This window comes from Reyranella sp. (assembly GCF_044224635.1).
Taxonomy (GTDB): domain Bacteria; phylum Pseudomonadota; class Alphaproteobacteria; order Reyranellales; family Reyranellaceae; genus Reyranella.
The window spans coordinates 46,877-60,983 of the sequence record NZ_JBGAKA010000051.1 but is presented as its reverse complement, the minus strand read 5'-3'; the positions used below and the strand labels follow the sequence as shown (position 1 = coordinate 60,983).

Annotated in this window: 10 protein-coding genes and 1 pseudogene; 4 read left to right on the top strand and 7 right to left on the bottom strand. The window is 67.6% G+C overall.

The window, feature by feature from the left end; genetic code table 11:
• The 3 genes and pseudogenes from ACILR9_RS31185 to ACILR9_RS31175 all read left to right on the top strand — a co-directional run.
• Positions 1 to 696: pseudogene (locus ACILR9_RS31185) on the top strand (hydantoinase/oxoprolinase family protein); the annotation flags it as partial.
• A complete protein-coding gene (locus ACILR9_RS31180) occupies positions 693 to 2,357 on the top strand; it encodes a hydantoinase B/oxoprolinase family protein (RefSeq protein WP_395713880.1) in 1,665 nt (554 codons plus the stop codon). The pseudogene ACILR9_RS31185 and the gene ACILR9_RS31180, both read left to right, overlap by 4 nt.
• A gap of 172 nt (positions 2,358 to 2,529) precedes the next feature.
• Positions 2,530 to 4,185, top strand: coding sequence for a tetratricopeptide repeat protein (locus tag ACILR9_RS31175; protein ID WP_395713879.1), 1,656 nt, complete (start codon positions 2,530 to 2,532; stop codon positions 4,183 to 4,185).
• 80 nt (positions 4,186 to 4,265) lie between these two features.
• Here ACILR9_RS31175 and ACILR9_RS31170 read toward each other — a convergent pair whose 3' ends face one another.
• The 7 genes from ACILR9_RS31170 to ACILR9_RS31140 form a co-directional block, all read right to left on the bottom strand.
• Complete coding sequence (locus ACILR9_RS31170; RefSeq protein ID WP_395713878.1) at positions 4,266 to 5,171, bottom strand: DUF6671 family protein; 906 nt, start codon at positions 5,169 to 5,171, stop codon at positions 4,266 to 4,268.
• A gap of 30 nt (positions 5,172 to 5,201) precedes the next feature.
• Positions 5,202 to 6,395 carry a M20 aminoacylase family protein gene (locus ACILR9_RS31165; RefSeq protein ID WP_395713877.1) on the bottom strand — a complete coding sequence of 398 codons (1,194 nt, stop codon included), beginning with the start codon at positions 6,393 to 6,395 and terminating at the stop codon, positions 5,202 to 5,204.
• 63 nt (positions 6,396 to 6,458) lie between these two features.
• Positions 6,459 to 7,526, bottom strand: coding sequence for an ABC transporter ATP-binding protein (locus tag ACILR9_RS31160; RefSeq protein ID WP_395713876.1), 1,068 nt, complete (start codon positions 7,524 to 7,526; stop codon positions 6,459 to 6,461).
• The gene (locus tag ACILR9_RS31155) at positions 7,519 to 8,541 is read right to left on the bottom strand and encodes an ABC transporter ATP-binding protein (RefSeq protein ID WP_395713875.1); all 1,023 of its coding nucleotides are present in this window, start codon (positions 8,539 to 8,541) and stop codon (positions 7,519 to 7,521) included. The genes ACILR9_RS31160 and ACILR9_RS31155 overlap by 8 nt, the downstream gene beginning before the upstream one ends.
• A 127-nt stretch (positions 8,542 to 8,668) precedes the next feature.
• Positions 8,669 to 9,604, bottom strand: a complete 936-nt coding sequence (locus tag ACILR9_RS31150; RefSeq protein ID WP_395713874.1) for an ABC transporter permease — start codon at positions 9,602 to 9,604, stop codon at positions 8,669 to 8,671.
• A gap of 1 nt (position 9,605) precedes the next feature.
• Positions 9,606 to 10,595, bottom strand: coding sequence for an ABC transporter permease (locus ACILR9_RS31145; protein WP_395713873.1), 990 nt, complete (start codon positions 10,593 to 10,595; stop codon positions 9,606 to 9,608).
• 271 nt (positions 10,596 to 10,866) lie between these two features.
• Entirely contained in the window at positions 10,867 to 12,480 is a 1,614-nt protein-coding gene (locus ACILR9_RS31140) for an ABC transporter substrate-binding protein (RefSeq protein ID WP_395713872.1), read from the bottom strand.
• A 217-nt stretch (positions 12,481 to 12,697) separates the two neighbouring features.
• Here ACILR9_RS31140 and ACILR9_RS31135 point away from each other — a divergent pair, with 217 nt between their 5' ends.
• Positions 12,698 to 14,107, top strand: coding sequence for an aspartate aminotransferase family protein (locus ACILR9_RS31135; protein ID WP_395713871.1), 1,410 nt, complete (start codon positions 12,698 to 12,700; stop codon positions 14,105 to 14,107).

Below are 14,107 nucleotides of genomic sequence, written 5' to 3'. Positions count from 1 at the left end.
GCCGCGCGGCTCGCCGAGGAGCTCGAGATCCGCCGCGTGCTGGTGCCGGCCAATCCCGGCATCCTGTGCGCCATGGGCCTGCTGCTCACCGACCTGCGCGCCGATTTCTCCCTGACCCGCATCGTGCCGGCGACCGACGCCTCGGCTCCCGAGATCGCGGAGGCCTTCGCCGCGCTCAGCGAGCGCGCCGAGCGCTGGTTCGCACACGAGGGCATCGCTGCCGCCGACCGTGGCATCGCGCGCACCGCCGACATGCGCTATCTCGGCCAGAACTACGAGCTGGGCGTCGCCCTGCCCGACGGTCCGGTCACCGCCGAGACGCTGCAGACCCTGGTCGCCCGCTTCTCCGACGTGCACCGGCAGCGCTACGGTTTCGTCGCCGAAGGCGAGCCGGTGCAGGTCGTCACGCTGCGCGCCGAGGCGACCGGTCAGGTGCGCAAGGCCGCGCTGCCGGCCCATCCCGAGCGCGGCCCGGACGTGTCGGGGGCGATCACCGGGACGCGCAGGGTGTGGCTGGCCGAGACGCGCGATTTCGCCATGACGCCGGTCTACGACCGCCCGGCCCTGGGGCCCGGCAATCGATTCGCCGGGCTCGCGATCATCGAGCAGATGGACGCCACCACCCTGGTGCCGCCAGGATGGACGGCGCGGGTCGATCGCTGGCTCAACCTGATCCTGGAGGCCAACACGCCATGACCAAGTCCCGCGGGCGAGAGTCCATCACCGTTCACGATCCCATCACGCCCCTTGATCCCATCACGATAGAAGTGATCGGCGCGGCGATGGCCTCGATCGTCGACGAGACCGGCGAGACGCTGATCCGCGCCTCGCATTCGACCAACATCAAGGAGCGGCGCGACTGCTCGACGGCGCTGTTCAACGCGCGCGGCGAGACGCTGTGCCAGGCCGAGCATATCCCGATCCATCTCGGCAGCTTCCTCGATCTCGTGCCGCACATCATGCGGCGCTACCCGACACAGGACATCCGGCCGGGCGACGCCTTCATCGGCAACGACGCCTACGAGGGCGGCGGCACGCACCTGCCCGACATCGTTCTGGCCGAGCCGATCTTCGTCGACAACAAGCTGGTCGCCTGGACGGTCAACCTGGCGCACCACGCCGACTTCGTCGATCGCGGGCATGCGCACATCTACCAGGAGGGGTTGCGCATCCCGCCGGTGCGGCTGTGGCGTGCCGGCGAGCTGCAGAAGGACGTGCTCGACCTGATCCTGCTCAACTGCCAGGTGCCGCAGGAGCGGCTCTCCGACCTGCGTGCGCAGCGCGCCGCCAACCGCGTCGGCGTGCAGCGCTTCCAGGCGCTCGCCGCAAAGTACGGCGTCGACACCGTGCTGGGCGCCGGCGAGGCGCTGATGGACTATGCCGAGCGCAAGATGCGCGCCGCCATCGCTGCCCTGCCCGACGGCACCTGGCGTTTCGAGGACGTGTTCGACAACGAGGAGGTGCCGCAGGCCCTGCCGATGTCGGTCGAGATCGCGGTGAAGGGCGCCCGCATGACGCTCGCCTTCGAGGCGCCCGAGCAGCGCCGCGCCGGCATCAACATGACCTACACCGCGCTGCTGGCCACGACCTACTACGCGGTGAAGTCGGTGCTCGATCCGTCGATCCCGCCCAATGCCGGCCTGGCGCGGCCGCTCGCCATCAGCGCGCCGCCGGGCAGCATCCTCAATTGCCTGCCGCCGGCGGCGGTCAACGGCCGGCTGCAGACTTGCCAGCGCATCGCCGACATGATCCTGGGCGCGCTGGCGCAGGCGGTGCCCGACCGCGTCATGGCGTGCAGCAACTCGGCCTGCACCGTCGCCTACTTCATCGGCAAGCGGCCGCAGGACGGCTCGACCTGGGTCTATCTCGAGACGATCGGCGGCGGCAGCGGGGCGCGCGCCGGCAAGGACGGGCTCGACGGCGTGCACGTCCACACCACCAACACCTCCAACCTGCCGGTCGAGGCGTTGGAGATCGAGTATCCCCTGACCCTGGTGCGCTACGAGCTGGTGCAGGATTCGGGCGGCGTCGGCCGCTTCCGCGGCGGCATGGGCCTGCGCCGCGTCTACCAGGCGATGCACGATTGCCGGGTGCGCGTCGACGTGAGCCGCCAGCGCTCGCAGAGCTGGGGCCTGTTCGGTGGCGGCCCGGGCGCGCACGGCGCCGTCGAGGGCGGCCCCGGCGTGGTGTTCGAAGGCGATTCCGCCGTTCTCGCCGCCGGCCAGTGGTTCGCCGTGATAACCCCCGGCGCCGGCGGCTACGGCCCGCCCGCGGAGCGGTCGCCGGCCGACGTGGCCCGCGACCGCGCCGAAGGCATCCTCAGCGCCGACGTCGCGCGGCAGGCGTATGGGGTGTGAGCTCTCATCTTCCTCCCCAGCTTCGCTGGGGAGGTGCCCCGTCATACGGGGCGGAGGGGTCATGAGCCTCAGTCCCGCTGCTCATGACCCCTCCGTCGCCGAAGACGGCGATACCTCCCCAAGCTACGCTTGGGGAGGAAAATGAAGCGCGCGCGTGCAATCGGAGACAGCCATGACCTACTACGATCTCGGTGCGTACAAGCGTCCCATCACCACCCGCTCGCCCGAGGCGCAGATCTGGTTCGATCGCGGGCTGAACTGGGTGTTCGGCTTCAACTTCGAGGCAGCGGTCAAGTGCTTCGCCAAGGCGGCCGAGCTCGATCCCGAGTGCGCCATGGCGCACTGGGGCGTCTCCTATGCCGTGGGGCCCAACTACAACCTGCCATGGGAGCTGCAGGACCGGACCAGCAAGGCGCAGTCGCTGGCCGCCGCCTATGACGCCATGCAGAAGGCGCTGGCCTGCGCCAAGGGCGCGACGCCGGTCGAGCAGGCGCTGATCAGTGCGCTGCCGGCGCGCTACCCGCAACGCGATCCGATCGAGGACCAGAGCGGCTGGGACAAGGCCTACACCAACGCCATGCGCAAGGTCTACACACTGTATCCCGACGACCTCGACGTGCGCTTCGTGTTCGTCGAGGCGATCATGGGCGAGACGCCGTGGAAGATGTGGGACCTCGCGACCGGCGGCTACGCCCAAGGCGCCGGCACCGAGGAGGCGATGACGGTGCTCGAGGCAGCGTTCCGCGACCAGCCGCGCGCGTGGGAGAATCCCGGCCTGCTGCATCTCTACGTCCATCTGATGGAGATGTCGCCGCTCCCGCAGCGCGCGCTGCGCGCCGGCGACAAGCTGCGCGACATCATGCCTGATTCGGGTCACCTGGTGCACATGCCGACCCACATCGACGTGCTGTGCGGCAACTATCACGACGTCGTGGTCTACAACCAGAGAGCCGTCGTCGCCGACCGCAAGTACCTGGCCGACGAAGGGGCGATGAACATCTACACGATGTACCGGCTGCACAACCTTCACTTCGTGGTCTACGGCGCGATGTTCCTCGGCCAGTACACGCCGGCCATCGCGGCGGCCGAGGAGATCATCGCCTCCACGCCCGACGCCGTGCTGCGCGTCAAGACGCCCCCGTTCGCCGATTTCATGGAGGGCTTCATCCCGATGAAGCAGCACGTGCTGGTGCGCTTCGGCAAATGGCACGAGATCCTGGCGCAGACGCTGCCGGACGATCGCGACGTCTACTGCTCGACCACGGCCATGATGCTCTACGCCAAGGGGGTCGCGCACTCGATCCTGGGCAACCTCGAGGAGGCCGAGAAGACGCGCACCGCCTTCCTCCAGGCCAAGGCGCGGGTGCCCGACTCACGGCTGGTGCACAACAACACAGTGACCAGCCTGCTCGGTGTCGCCGAGGCGATGCTGAGCGGCGAGCTCGAGTACCGCCGCCGCAACTACGACATCGCCTTCGCCCATCTGCGCCGCTCGGTGGCGCTGAACGACGCCCTGCTCTACGACGAGCCGTGGGGCTGGATGCAGCCGACGCGCCACGCGCTGGGCGCGCTGCTGCTCGAGCAGGGCCAGGTCGCCGAGGCCGAGGCGGTCTATCGCGCCGATCTCGGCTTCGACGGCAAGCTGAGCCGCGCCTGCCAGCATCCCGACAATGTGTGGAGCCTGCACGGCCTGCACGAATGCCTGACCCGCCGCGGCGACAGGATCGAGACGCCGCTGATCAAGTCCCGCCTCGACCTCGCCCTGGCCCGCTGCGAGGTCCCCATCCACGCCTCCTGCTTCTGCCGCCGCAAGGCGATGGCGGCGTAGCTTCATTCTCCCTCCCCAGCTCCGCTGGGGAGGTGTCCCGTCTTACGGGACGGAGGGGTCATGAGCAGCGCGACTGCGGCTTACGACCCCTCCGTCGCCGCAGACGGCGACACCTCCCCACCTTGTGGGGAGGAACAAGACTGACAGGCCCGCTTCGGCGCCGTGCGGCGGCCGTCCTTCCTCGGCCGCACGGCGGCGTGGCCGCAGGCGGTGCAGGCGTCGATCTCGAAATCGACCCAATGGGTCGGCGTGCCGCACGCCTCGCACGGCAGGCCGCGGCGCGACTGGGTGAGGCCGAAGCCCGGCGCCTGGCATTTCGGGCACAGGCATTGCAGGCGCCTGGCGAGCTTCCACGACAGCGCGCGCAGCACCTGCATGCGCGTCGGGTTGCGGTGCGCGCGCATGTCGGCGATGACGATGGCCAGCCCCTCCTCCGAGCGCCTTGCCTCGCTGTCGACCGCCGCCACGACGTCCTCCAGCCGCGTCAGGTCCTTGATCGGCTTCGTCGGATCGGTGCTCGAGATCACGAACACGCCGTAGCGCGGAAAGCCCATCGCCTTGACGGCCTCGGGCACGGCGGGATCGCCGGCCGGGAAGCGATGGAGCCGCCAGTTGGTGCGCTCGGTGCCCAGGGTCTCGACCAGCCGGATGCCGCGCCGGCGGTCGATGAAGGCCATCGCCTCGACGCCGCTCGCCACGAACGGCACGCGGACGATCGGCCCGTAGCTGCCCTCGCTCGCCACCGCGCAGTCGACATCGAGCGTGCGGAAGGCGAGCTCGGCCTTGAGGAAAGTGGTCTCGACCAGCGCATCGGGCCGCGGGATCTCGCCCGAGAAGGTGCCGAGCGTGTCGGTGTCGACATCGGGCGCCACGGTGATGTGGGCGCCGAGCAGCCGCCGGAACGGCGGCCGCATCGCCTGCTCCTTGGCATGGATGGTCGACAGGCCGATCGCCTGGCCTGTGTAGGGATGGGCACGGGACGCCATGGCGCGCTGCCGCCGGCGCAGGAGGCTGGGCTACTCCGCGGCGTGCGGCACGGCCTGCCGGGCGAGCTGCTGCTCGACCAGCGTCGCCCAGTAGGAGGCGCCGATCGGCAGGATCTCGTCGTTGAAGTCGTAGCCCGGGTTGTGGACCATGCAGCTGCCTTCGCCGTCGCCGTTGCCGATCCAGATGTAGCAGCCCGGCTTCTTCAGAAGCATCCAGGCGAAATCCTCGCTGCCCATCGCCGGCGTCGGGTTGCGGTTGACGTTCTCCCTGCCGACCAGCGCCGATGCCGCCTGGGCCGCGAACTCGGTCTCCTTGTCGCTGTTCACGGTCGCCGGATAGCGCCGCTCGTAGCGCCACTTGGTGACCTCGGCGCCAAAGCCCGCCGCGACGTTGCGCGCGATCTTCTCGATGCGCTTCTCGATCATATCCTGCACCGGCTTCTTGAAGGTGCGGACGGTGCCGCGCAACACGCATTCCTGCGGGATGACGTTCCAGGTGTCGCCGGAATGGATCTGCGTCGTCGACACCACGGCGGTGTCCATCGGGTCGATGTTGCGCGCCACGATCGACTGCAGCGCGGTCACGATGTGGGCGCCGACCACGACCGGGTCGATGCCGTGATGCGGCATCGCGCCGTGCGCGCCGACGCCCTTCACCACGACCTCGAAAATGTCGTAGGCCGCCATCATCGGGCCGGGCCGGACCGCGAAGCGGCCCACCGGGATGCCCGGGATGTTGTGCATGCCGTAGACGCCCTCGACCGGGAACTTGTCGAACAGCCCCTCCTCGACCATGACGCGGCCGCCGCCCTCGTTCTCCTCGGCCGGCTGGAAGATGAAGTAGACCGTGCCGTCGAAGTTCTTCGTCTCGGCCAGGTACTTGGCGGCGCCGAGCAGCATCACCGTGTGGCCGTCGTGGCCGCAGGCGTGCATCTTGCCGGGGATCGTCGATTTGTGATCGAAATTGTTGGTTTCGTGCACGTCCAGCGCATCCATGTCGGCACGCAGGCCGATCGCCCGCTTCGAGGTGCCGCAGCGGAGCACGCCGACCACGCCGGTCTTGGCCAGGCCGCGATGGACCTCGAGGCCGAACGATTTCAGCTTGTCGGCGACGATATCGGCGGTCCGCACTTCCTCGAAGGCCGTCTCGGGGTGGCTGTGAATGTCATGCCGCCACGCGGTCATGTCCTTGTGGAACGAGGCAATGCGGTTGTTGACCGGCATTCAAATTCTCCCGGAAGTGCGCTGGCAGCTGGATAACAGGCATGCCGGATGACGCGCAAAACGTCAACGGCTCGCGTCGTAGCTCCGCTCCTCGACGCCGAGCCGCCCTTCCTCGATCGCGTGGCAGGCGACCGTGCCGCCCTCGATCGGCAGCGCCTTCGGCCGCTCGACCTTGCAGCGCGCGTTGGCGAAGGGGCAGCGCGGGTGAAACGAGCAGCCCGGCGGCGGGTTGATCGGGCTCGGCACCTCGCCGGCCACCGGGACGCGCTGGCGGCCGGTCATCTCGAGGTCGGGAATCGTGTCCAGCAGCATCCGCGTGTAGGGGTGCTTGGGCCGGCGGAACAGCGTGTCGGTCGGCGCCACCTCGACCAGCCGGCCGAGATACATCACCCCGACCCGCGTCGAGATGTGATAGACGACCGCGAGGTTGTGCGAGATGAACAGGTAGGTGAGCTGCAGGCGGCGCTGCAGGTCGACCATCAGGTTCAGGATCTGCGCCTGCACCGAGACGTCGAGCGCCGAGGTCGGCTCGTCGCACACCAGGAACTCGGGCTGGCTGGCGAGCGCCCGGGCGATCGAGATGCGCTGGCGCTGGCCGCCGGAAAATTCATGCGGGTACTTGCGGCCGTCGGCCGGCGTCAGCCGGACCTGGCGCAACAGGTCGCCGACTCGCTGCTCGAGGTCGGCCTTGTCCCGGGCGAGGTCGAAGGCGCGGATCGGCTCGGCGATGATGTCGAACACGCGCCAGCGCGGATTGAGGCTGGCGTACGGGTCCTGGAAGATCATCTGCATGCGCCGGCGCAGCGCCGCCGTCTCGGCCTGGCTGCGGCGCTGCGCCATGTCGTTGCCGTCGAACTGGATCGAGCCTGCGGTCGGCGGGTAGAGGCCGACCACCAGGCGCGCCACCGTCGACTTGCCGCAGCCCGATTCGCCGACCAGCGAGAAGGTCTCGCCCTTGGCGATCTCGATGTCGATGCCGTCGACTGCCTGCACGATCTGGCGCGGCCGGCCCTCGAGCGTGCGCACGAGCCATGGCGCCGAGACGTCGAAATAGCGCTTCAGCCCGGCGAGGCGGACGAATTGGCCGCCCTTCAAACCGTCAGTCGGGACGTCAGGCATGCCGTCAGGCATCGGCGGTCTCCCGGGCGACCGGCGCGCCCACCCCGCCGCGATCGTGCAGCCAGCAGGCGGCACGGCTGGTGCCGGCCGACATGAGCTCGGGGCGCTCGACGAGGCAGCGCGAGCCGCGCTCGGTGCAGCGCGGGTTGAAGGCGCAGCCCGGCGGGATCTCGGTCAGGCGCGGCATGGCGCCGTCGATCTGGGTCAGCCGGTCATGACGCACGCCGAGGCTCGGGATCGAGCCCATCAGCCCTTTGGTGTAGGGATGCCTGGCGTGCTTGACGACGTCGCGCACCGGCCCGATCTCGGCGATGCGGCCGGCATACATAACGGCCACCCGGTCGGCGGTCTCGGCGATCACGCCCATGTCGTGCGTCACCAGCATCACCGCCGTGGCGTGCTCGCGACACAGCCGCTTCAAGAGCGCGATGATCTGTGCTTGGATCGAGACGTCGAGCGCCGTGGTCGGCTCGTCGGCCACGATCAGGCGCGGGCCGGCGCAGAGCGCCAGCGCGATCACCACGCGCTGGCGCATGCCGCCGGAGAACTGGTGCGGGTAGTGATCGATGCGGGTCTCGGCACCGGGGATGCCGACCTCCTTCAGGAGATCGAGGGCGCGCTGGCGCGCCGCCGCGGCCGACAGCGGCAGGTGCGTCTGAATGGTCTCGACGAGCTGGCGGCCGACCGAATAGAGCGGGTTCAGGCTGGTCAGCGGATCCTGGAAGATGGCGCCGATCCGAGCCCCGCGCACCTTGCGCATCTCCTCGTACGGCAGGTTGTCGATGCGCCGTCCCTCGAGGCGGATCTCGCCGGCGGCGACGCGGCCGGGCGGCTCGAGCAGGCCGATGATGGCATTGCCGGTCAGCGACTTGCCGGCGCCCGATTCGCCCACCACGCCCAGCACCTCGCCCGGTGCGATGTCGAACGACACGTCGTCGACCGCCAGCAGGGTGCCGCGCCGGGTCGGGAACTCGACGCGCAGGTTCTTCACCTCGAGCAGCGGCGGATTGTTGGAGGCAATGGTCATGACCGCCCTCCCGTCATCCTGAGCGCAGCGAAGGATCTCATCGCCAGAAGTCTCGAAACGCACTCGTGGCGGGCGGCGATGAGGTCCTTCGCTGCGCTCAGGACGACAGAGGAGTTGAAGTTTCGTCTCATCGCAGCTTCGGGTTCAGGGCGTCGCGCAGCCAGTCGCCCAGCAGGTTCACGGCCAGGACCAGGGCGGCGAGCGTGATGCCGGGGAACACCGTGATCCACCAGTCGCCCGACTGCAGCACCTCGTTGCCGAGGCGGATCAGGGTGCCGAGCGACGGCTCGGTCGACGGCAGGCCGACGCCGAGGAACGACAGCGTCGCCTCGGTGATGATGGCGAGTCCGAGATTGAGGGTGGCGATCACCAGCACCGGGCCGGTGACGTTGGGCAGCACGTGACGCACCATGATCAGCAACGGCGACAGGCCGATGACTCGCGCCGCCTGCACGTACTCCTTGTTCTTCTCGACCATGACCGAGCCGCGCACCGTGCGCGCGTAGCTCACCCAGAACGACAGGCCGATGGCGCCGACGATCACCAGCAGGGCGATCTCGTCGTGGCGCTTGACGGAGATCAGGCCGCGCACCACGCCGTCGATCAGCAGCGCCACCAGGATCGCCGGGAAGGTCAGTTGGACGTCGGCGATGCGCATGATCACGGCGTCGACCGTGCCGCCGAAATAGCCGCTGATCAGGCCCAGCGTGATGCCGATCAGCATGGCGACGAACACCGAGGCGAAGCCGACCTCGAGTGACAGACGGGTGCCGTACATGATCGACGACAGCACGTCCCTGCCCTGGTCGTCGGTGCCGAGCGGGAAGGTCCAGTCGCCATCGGCCGAGACCAGCACCGGCGGCTTCAGCCCGTCGCTGAGGTTGAGCGTCGCCGGGTCGAACGGCGTGTGCGGCGCCAGCACCGGCGCCAGGAAGGCCATGGCGAAGATGAACAGCGTCAGGAGCGCCGCCGCCACCGTCATCGGCGAGGATTTGAAGCTCCACCAGATATCGCTGTCGGTGACGCGGTGCAGCCAAGTGGTCGGTACGGCTCCGCTGGCCATCTCAGTGCCCCGCCGGCCGCGCGCTGCCGGCGCCGCGCAGGCGCGGATCGACCACCGAATAGAGCAGGTCGACCGTGAGGTTGATGACCACGAACAGCAGGCCGATCAGCAGCAGATAGGCCGCCATCACCGGGATGTCCGAGAACTGCACCGACTGGATGAAGAGCTGGCCGACGCCCGGCCACGCGAACACCGTCTCGGTAACGATGGCAAAGGCGATCAGCGAGCCGAGCTGCAGGCCGAACACGGTGATCACCGGCACCAGGGTGTTCTTGAGCGCGTGACCGAAATTGATCGCGTGATTGGTGAGGCCGCGGGCGCGCGCGAACTTGATGTAGTCGGTGCGCATCACCTCGAGCATCTCCGACCGCACCAGCCGCATGATCAGCGTGAGCTGGAACAGGCCCAGCGTGATCGACGGCAGGATCAGCGCCTTGAGCCCCGAGATCGTCAGGAAGTTGGTCGTCCACCAGCCGATCTGCACGGTCTGGCCGCGGCCGAACGACGGCAGCCAGTGCAGGCTGACGGCAAAGATCAGGATCAGCAGGATGCCGACCAGGAAGGGCGGCAGCGAGACGCCGAACAGCGACACCGCCTGCAGCAACCGGCTCGACCAATGGCGTGGGTAAAGCCCGGTATAGACTCCCATCGGCACGCCGACGAAGAGGATGAACACGGCCGCGCAGAACGACAGTTCCAGCGTCGCCGGCACGCGCTCGAGGATCAGCCGGCCAACCGGCTCCGACGTGCGATAGCTCAGGCCGAAATTGCCGCGCGCCGCATTGGTGATGAAGCGGAAGAACTGGATCGGCGCCGGGTCGTTCAGCCCCAGCTTGTCGCGCATCGCCGCCCGCTCCTCCATCGAGGTGTCCTGGCCGACCATGGCGTTGATCGGGTCGCCGACGTAGCGGAACAGCGAGAAGGCGACCAAGCCCACCGCCAGCAGCACGGCGATGGATTGCGCAAGTCGTCGCAGGATGAAGGCAAGCATGTCAGGTTGATTGGCTCGGCGGCAGGCCTAGCAGGATTGGCGCCAAATAGCAGCTTTTTCCTCCTCCCCAGCTTCGCTGGGGAGGTGCCCCGTCATACGGGGCGGAGGGGTCATGCGCTGGGAGTGCGCCACTCCGTGGCGCTTTTCTCGTTGATCACACATCCCATGAGCGCCACGGAGTGGCGCGCTCCCGGCCATGAAGCCCATGACCCCTCCGTCGCCGTAAGACGGTGACACCTCCCCAGCGGAGCTGGGGAGGCGGGAGGACATTCTACTTCACCGTCACGAAGCGCAGCGGGAAGCTGTTGTCGGCGGGCTGGACCAGGTCGATGTTCTTGCGCGCCGCCCAGACCACCGCCTGCTGGTGCAGCGGAATGTAGGCGAAGTCCTCGACATAGAGCCTGGTCGCCTCGGCGATCATGGCGTCGCGCTTGGCCTTGTCGGTCTCCTGCTCCATCTTGTCGGCGAGCGCGTCGATCTTGGGATTGGAGTAGCCGCCGGCGTTGAACTGACCCTTCTTGGTCTCCTTGTTCGGGGTCTGGATCAGCGCCTCGAAGACGTTGTGGACGTCGTAGGTCTGGGCCGGCGACCAGCCCAGCATGTAGAGGTCGGTCTCGCCCGGCGACAGGTCGCCCTTGCGCAGGATCTTGGCGAAGTAGAGGTTGCGGGTCTGCGCCCGCAGGTTCACCTTCACCCCGATGCGGGCCAGCATCGCCACCACGGCCTGGCAGATCTTCTCGTCGTTGACGTAGCGATCGTTCGGGCAGTCCATGCCGATCTCGAAGCCGTTGGGATAGCCGGCGTCGGCCAGCAGCTTCTTGGCCTCCTCCGGCTTCAGGAGCGGCGGACGCTTGTCGAGGTCCTTCATGTAGCCGTTGATGCCCGGCGCCACCATCAGGTTGGTCGGGAACGACTGGCCGCGCATCACCGTGCGCTTGATCGCCTCGACATCGATCGAGCGATGAATCGCCTCGCGCACCCGCTTGTCCTTGAACGGGTTCTTGCCCTTGATGTTGGACTCGGGCAGCTCGGGCCGCTCCTGGTCGAAGCCCAGGTAGACGATGCGCGTCTCGGGGCCTTCGAGCACATTGACGTTGGCGTCCTTCTTCAGCGATTCGGTGTCGGCCGGCGGGACCTCGTAGGTCATGTCGATATCGCCCGATTTCAGGGCGGCGACGCGCGTCGCCGCATTGGCGACCGGCGTGAAGATCACCTCGGTGAGGTTGTGCGTCGGCTTGTCCCACCAGTTGGGATTGACCACCAGGACCGTGCGCTCGCCGGCGCGCCGCTCCTTGAGCATGAACGGCCCGGTGCCCATGGCATTGCGGGTCGCGAAATTCTCCTCGTTCTTGGTCATCTCGGCGGAATTGACGGCGTTGTTCTTCTCCGCCCACGCCTTCGACATCATGCCCAGCGCCGCCCACTTATCGGCCAGCAGCGGATCGGGATATTTGGTCGTCACCTCGACGCGCAGGTCGCCGGCCTTCTTGATCTCCTTCACCGACACGAAGTTGCTCTGCATGTTCGAGCCCGGGCCGTTGGCGCGGTTGAGCGAGAACACGATGTCGTCGGCGGTCAGCGTCGAGCCGTCGTGGAACTTCACGTTCGGCCGGATGTCGAAGAACCAGGTGGTGGGGTCGGTCTGCCCCCACTTCACTGCCAGCGCCGGCTCGAGCTTGAGATCCTTGTCGCGCCGGATCAGCGGATCGTAGATGTTGGAGTTGAAGGTCAGCAGGAAAGTCTCCTGCCGCGCGTAGGGATCCATCGAGCTGACGTCGCCCGAGTTGGCCCATTTGAAGGTCTTGGCGTCGACCGGACCGGCCAATGCAAGACTGGCGCAGGCGAACGCCGCCAGCGCGAAAGACTGCCTGAAAGTGAAATGCATCCCTGTTACCCCTCGATGGCGCCCGTCAGGTCGCGCCGATGTTCTCCCCGCTCCCTGAGTTATGCGCACACGCATACCTGTATCCAAGTTGCACCGGCGGTGCGGAGGCGTCAATTGCCCAAAAAATTTGCATGTTGGGGGCAGTTGGATTTGCAGGGCGAGGCCCGGTATCGTAGCCGACCTCGCTTTTCCTATGTCGATTTAACAGGGTGCCGCCATGAACGACGTTTCTCGCAGCTTCCGCGGCAATTCCAACGCCGCGCGGGACATTGCGCACCACCTGCACCCGTACACCAACTTCAAGAAGCACGAGGAGACCGGCCCGCTCACCATCGTGCGCGGCCGCGGCATCTACGTCACCGACGACGACGGCAAGGAGTATATCGAGGGCATGGCCGGCCTGTGGTCGGCGGCGCTGGGCTTCAGCAACGAGCGCCTGGCGACGGTGGCCTACGAGCAGATGAAGCAGCTGCCGTTCTATCATGCCTTCAATCAGCGCAGCCACGAGCCCGCGATCAACCTCGCCGAGAAGCTGAAGCAGATGGCGCCGGTCGAGATGTCGAAGGTGTTCTTCGCCAATTCAGGGTCGGAGGCCAATGACACCGTCGTGAAGATGGTGTGGTACATGAACAATGCGCTGGACCGTCCGAACAAGAAGAAGATCGTGTCGCGCCTCAAGGGCTATCACGGCATCACCGTGGCGGCGGGCAGCCTGACCGGCCTGCCCACCAACCATCGTTCGTTCGACCTGCCGATCGCGGGTGTCCTCCACACGACGACGCCGCACTACTATCGCGGCGCCCAGGCCGGCGAGACCGAGGACCAGTTCGCCACGCGCTGCGCCGAGGAGCTCGAGGCGCTGATCATCAAGGAAGGCGGCGCCGACCATGTCGCGGCGATGATCTGCGAGCCGGTGATGGGCGCGGGCGGTGTGATCGTGCCGCCCAAGGGCTACTATGAGAAGATCCAGGCGGTGTGCCGCAAGTACGACATGCTGTTCGTCGCCGACGAGGTGATCTGCGGCTTCGGCCGCACCGGCAACGTCTGGGGCAGCCAGACGATGAACATCAAGCCGGACATCCTGACCTGCGCCAAGGCGCTGTCGGCGTCGTTCCTGCCGATCTCGGCGGTGATGGTGAACGACAAGGTCTACCAGGCGCTGATGAGCGAGAGCAACAAGATCGGCACCTGGGGCCACGGCTTCACCTACTCTGGCCATCCGGTGGCGGCCGCCGTCGCCCTGGAAGCCCAGAAGATCTACGACGAGATCGACCTGTTCGGTCATGCCAAACGCATGAGCCCGGTCTTCACCAAGCACATCCAGTCGTTCGCCGATCATCCGCTGGTCGGCGAGGCGATGAGCGTCGGCATGGTGGGTGCCCTCGAGGTGGTCGCGGACAAGAAGACCAAGACGCCGTTCGACCTGGCGACGGTCGGCGCGGGCAACCGCGTCTACAACCACGCCGTGACGCGCGGGCTGTTCATCCGCAACATGGGCGACCGCGTCGCGGTCTGCCCGCCGCTGATCATCAACGAGAGCGAGCTCGCCGACCTGTTTGGCCGCTTGCGCCAGTCGCTCGACGCGACGCTCGCCGATCTGAGGTCGGAAGGCCACTTCAAGGGCTGA

Excerpts from the sequence above, each read along its gene's own strand:
- ACILR9_RS31180 (WP_395713880.1), top strand. The coding sequence starts at position 693 with ATGACCAAGTCCCGCGGGCGAGAGTCCATCACCGTTCACGATCCCATC.
- ACILR9_RS31175 (WP_395713879.1), top strand. The coding sequence starts at position 2,530 with ATGACCTACTACGATCTCGGTGCGTACAAGCGTCCCATCACCACCCGC.
- ACILR9_RS31170 (WP_395713878.1), bottom strand. The coding sequence starts at position 5,171 with ATGGCGTCCCGTGCCCATCCCTACACAGGCCAGGCGATCGGCCTGTCG.
- ACILR9_RS31165 (WP_395713877.1), bottom strand. The coding sequence starts at position 6,395 with ATGCCGGTCAACAACCGCATTGCCTCGTTCCACAAGGACATGACCGCG.
- ACILR9_RS31160 (WP_395713876.1), bottom strand. The coding sequence starts at position 7,526 with ATGCCTGACGGCATGCCTGACGTCCCGACTGACGGTTTGAAGGGCGGC.
- ACILR9_RS31155 (WP_395713875.1), bottom strand. The coding sequence starts at position 8,541 with ATGACCATTGCCTCCAACAATCCGCCGCTGCTCGAGGTGAAGAACCTG.
- ACILR9_RS31150 (WP_395713874.1), bottom strand. The coding sequence starts at position 9,604 with ATGGCCAGCGGAGCCGTACCGACCACTTGGCTGCACCGCGTCACCGAC.
- ACILR9_RS31145 (WP_395713873.1), bottom strand. The coding sequence starts at position 10,595 with ATGCTTGCCTTCATCCTGCGACGACTTGCGCAATCCATCGCCGTGCTG.
- ACILR9_RS31140 (WP_395713872.1), bottom strand. The coding sequence starts at position 12,480 with ATGCATTTCACTTTCAGGCAGTCTTTCGCGCTGGCGGCGTTCGCCTGC.
- ACILR9_RS31135 (WP_395713871.1), top strand. The coding sequence starts at position 12,698 with ATGAACGACGTTTCTCGCAGCTTCCGCGGCAATTCCAACGCCGCGCGG.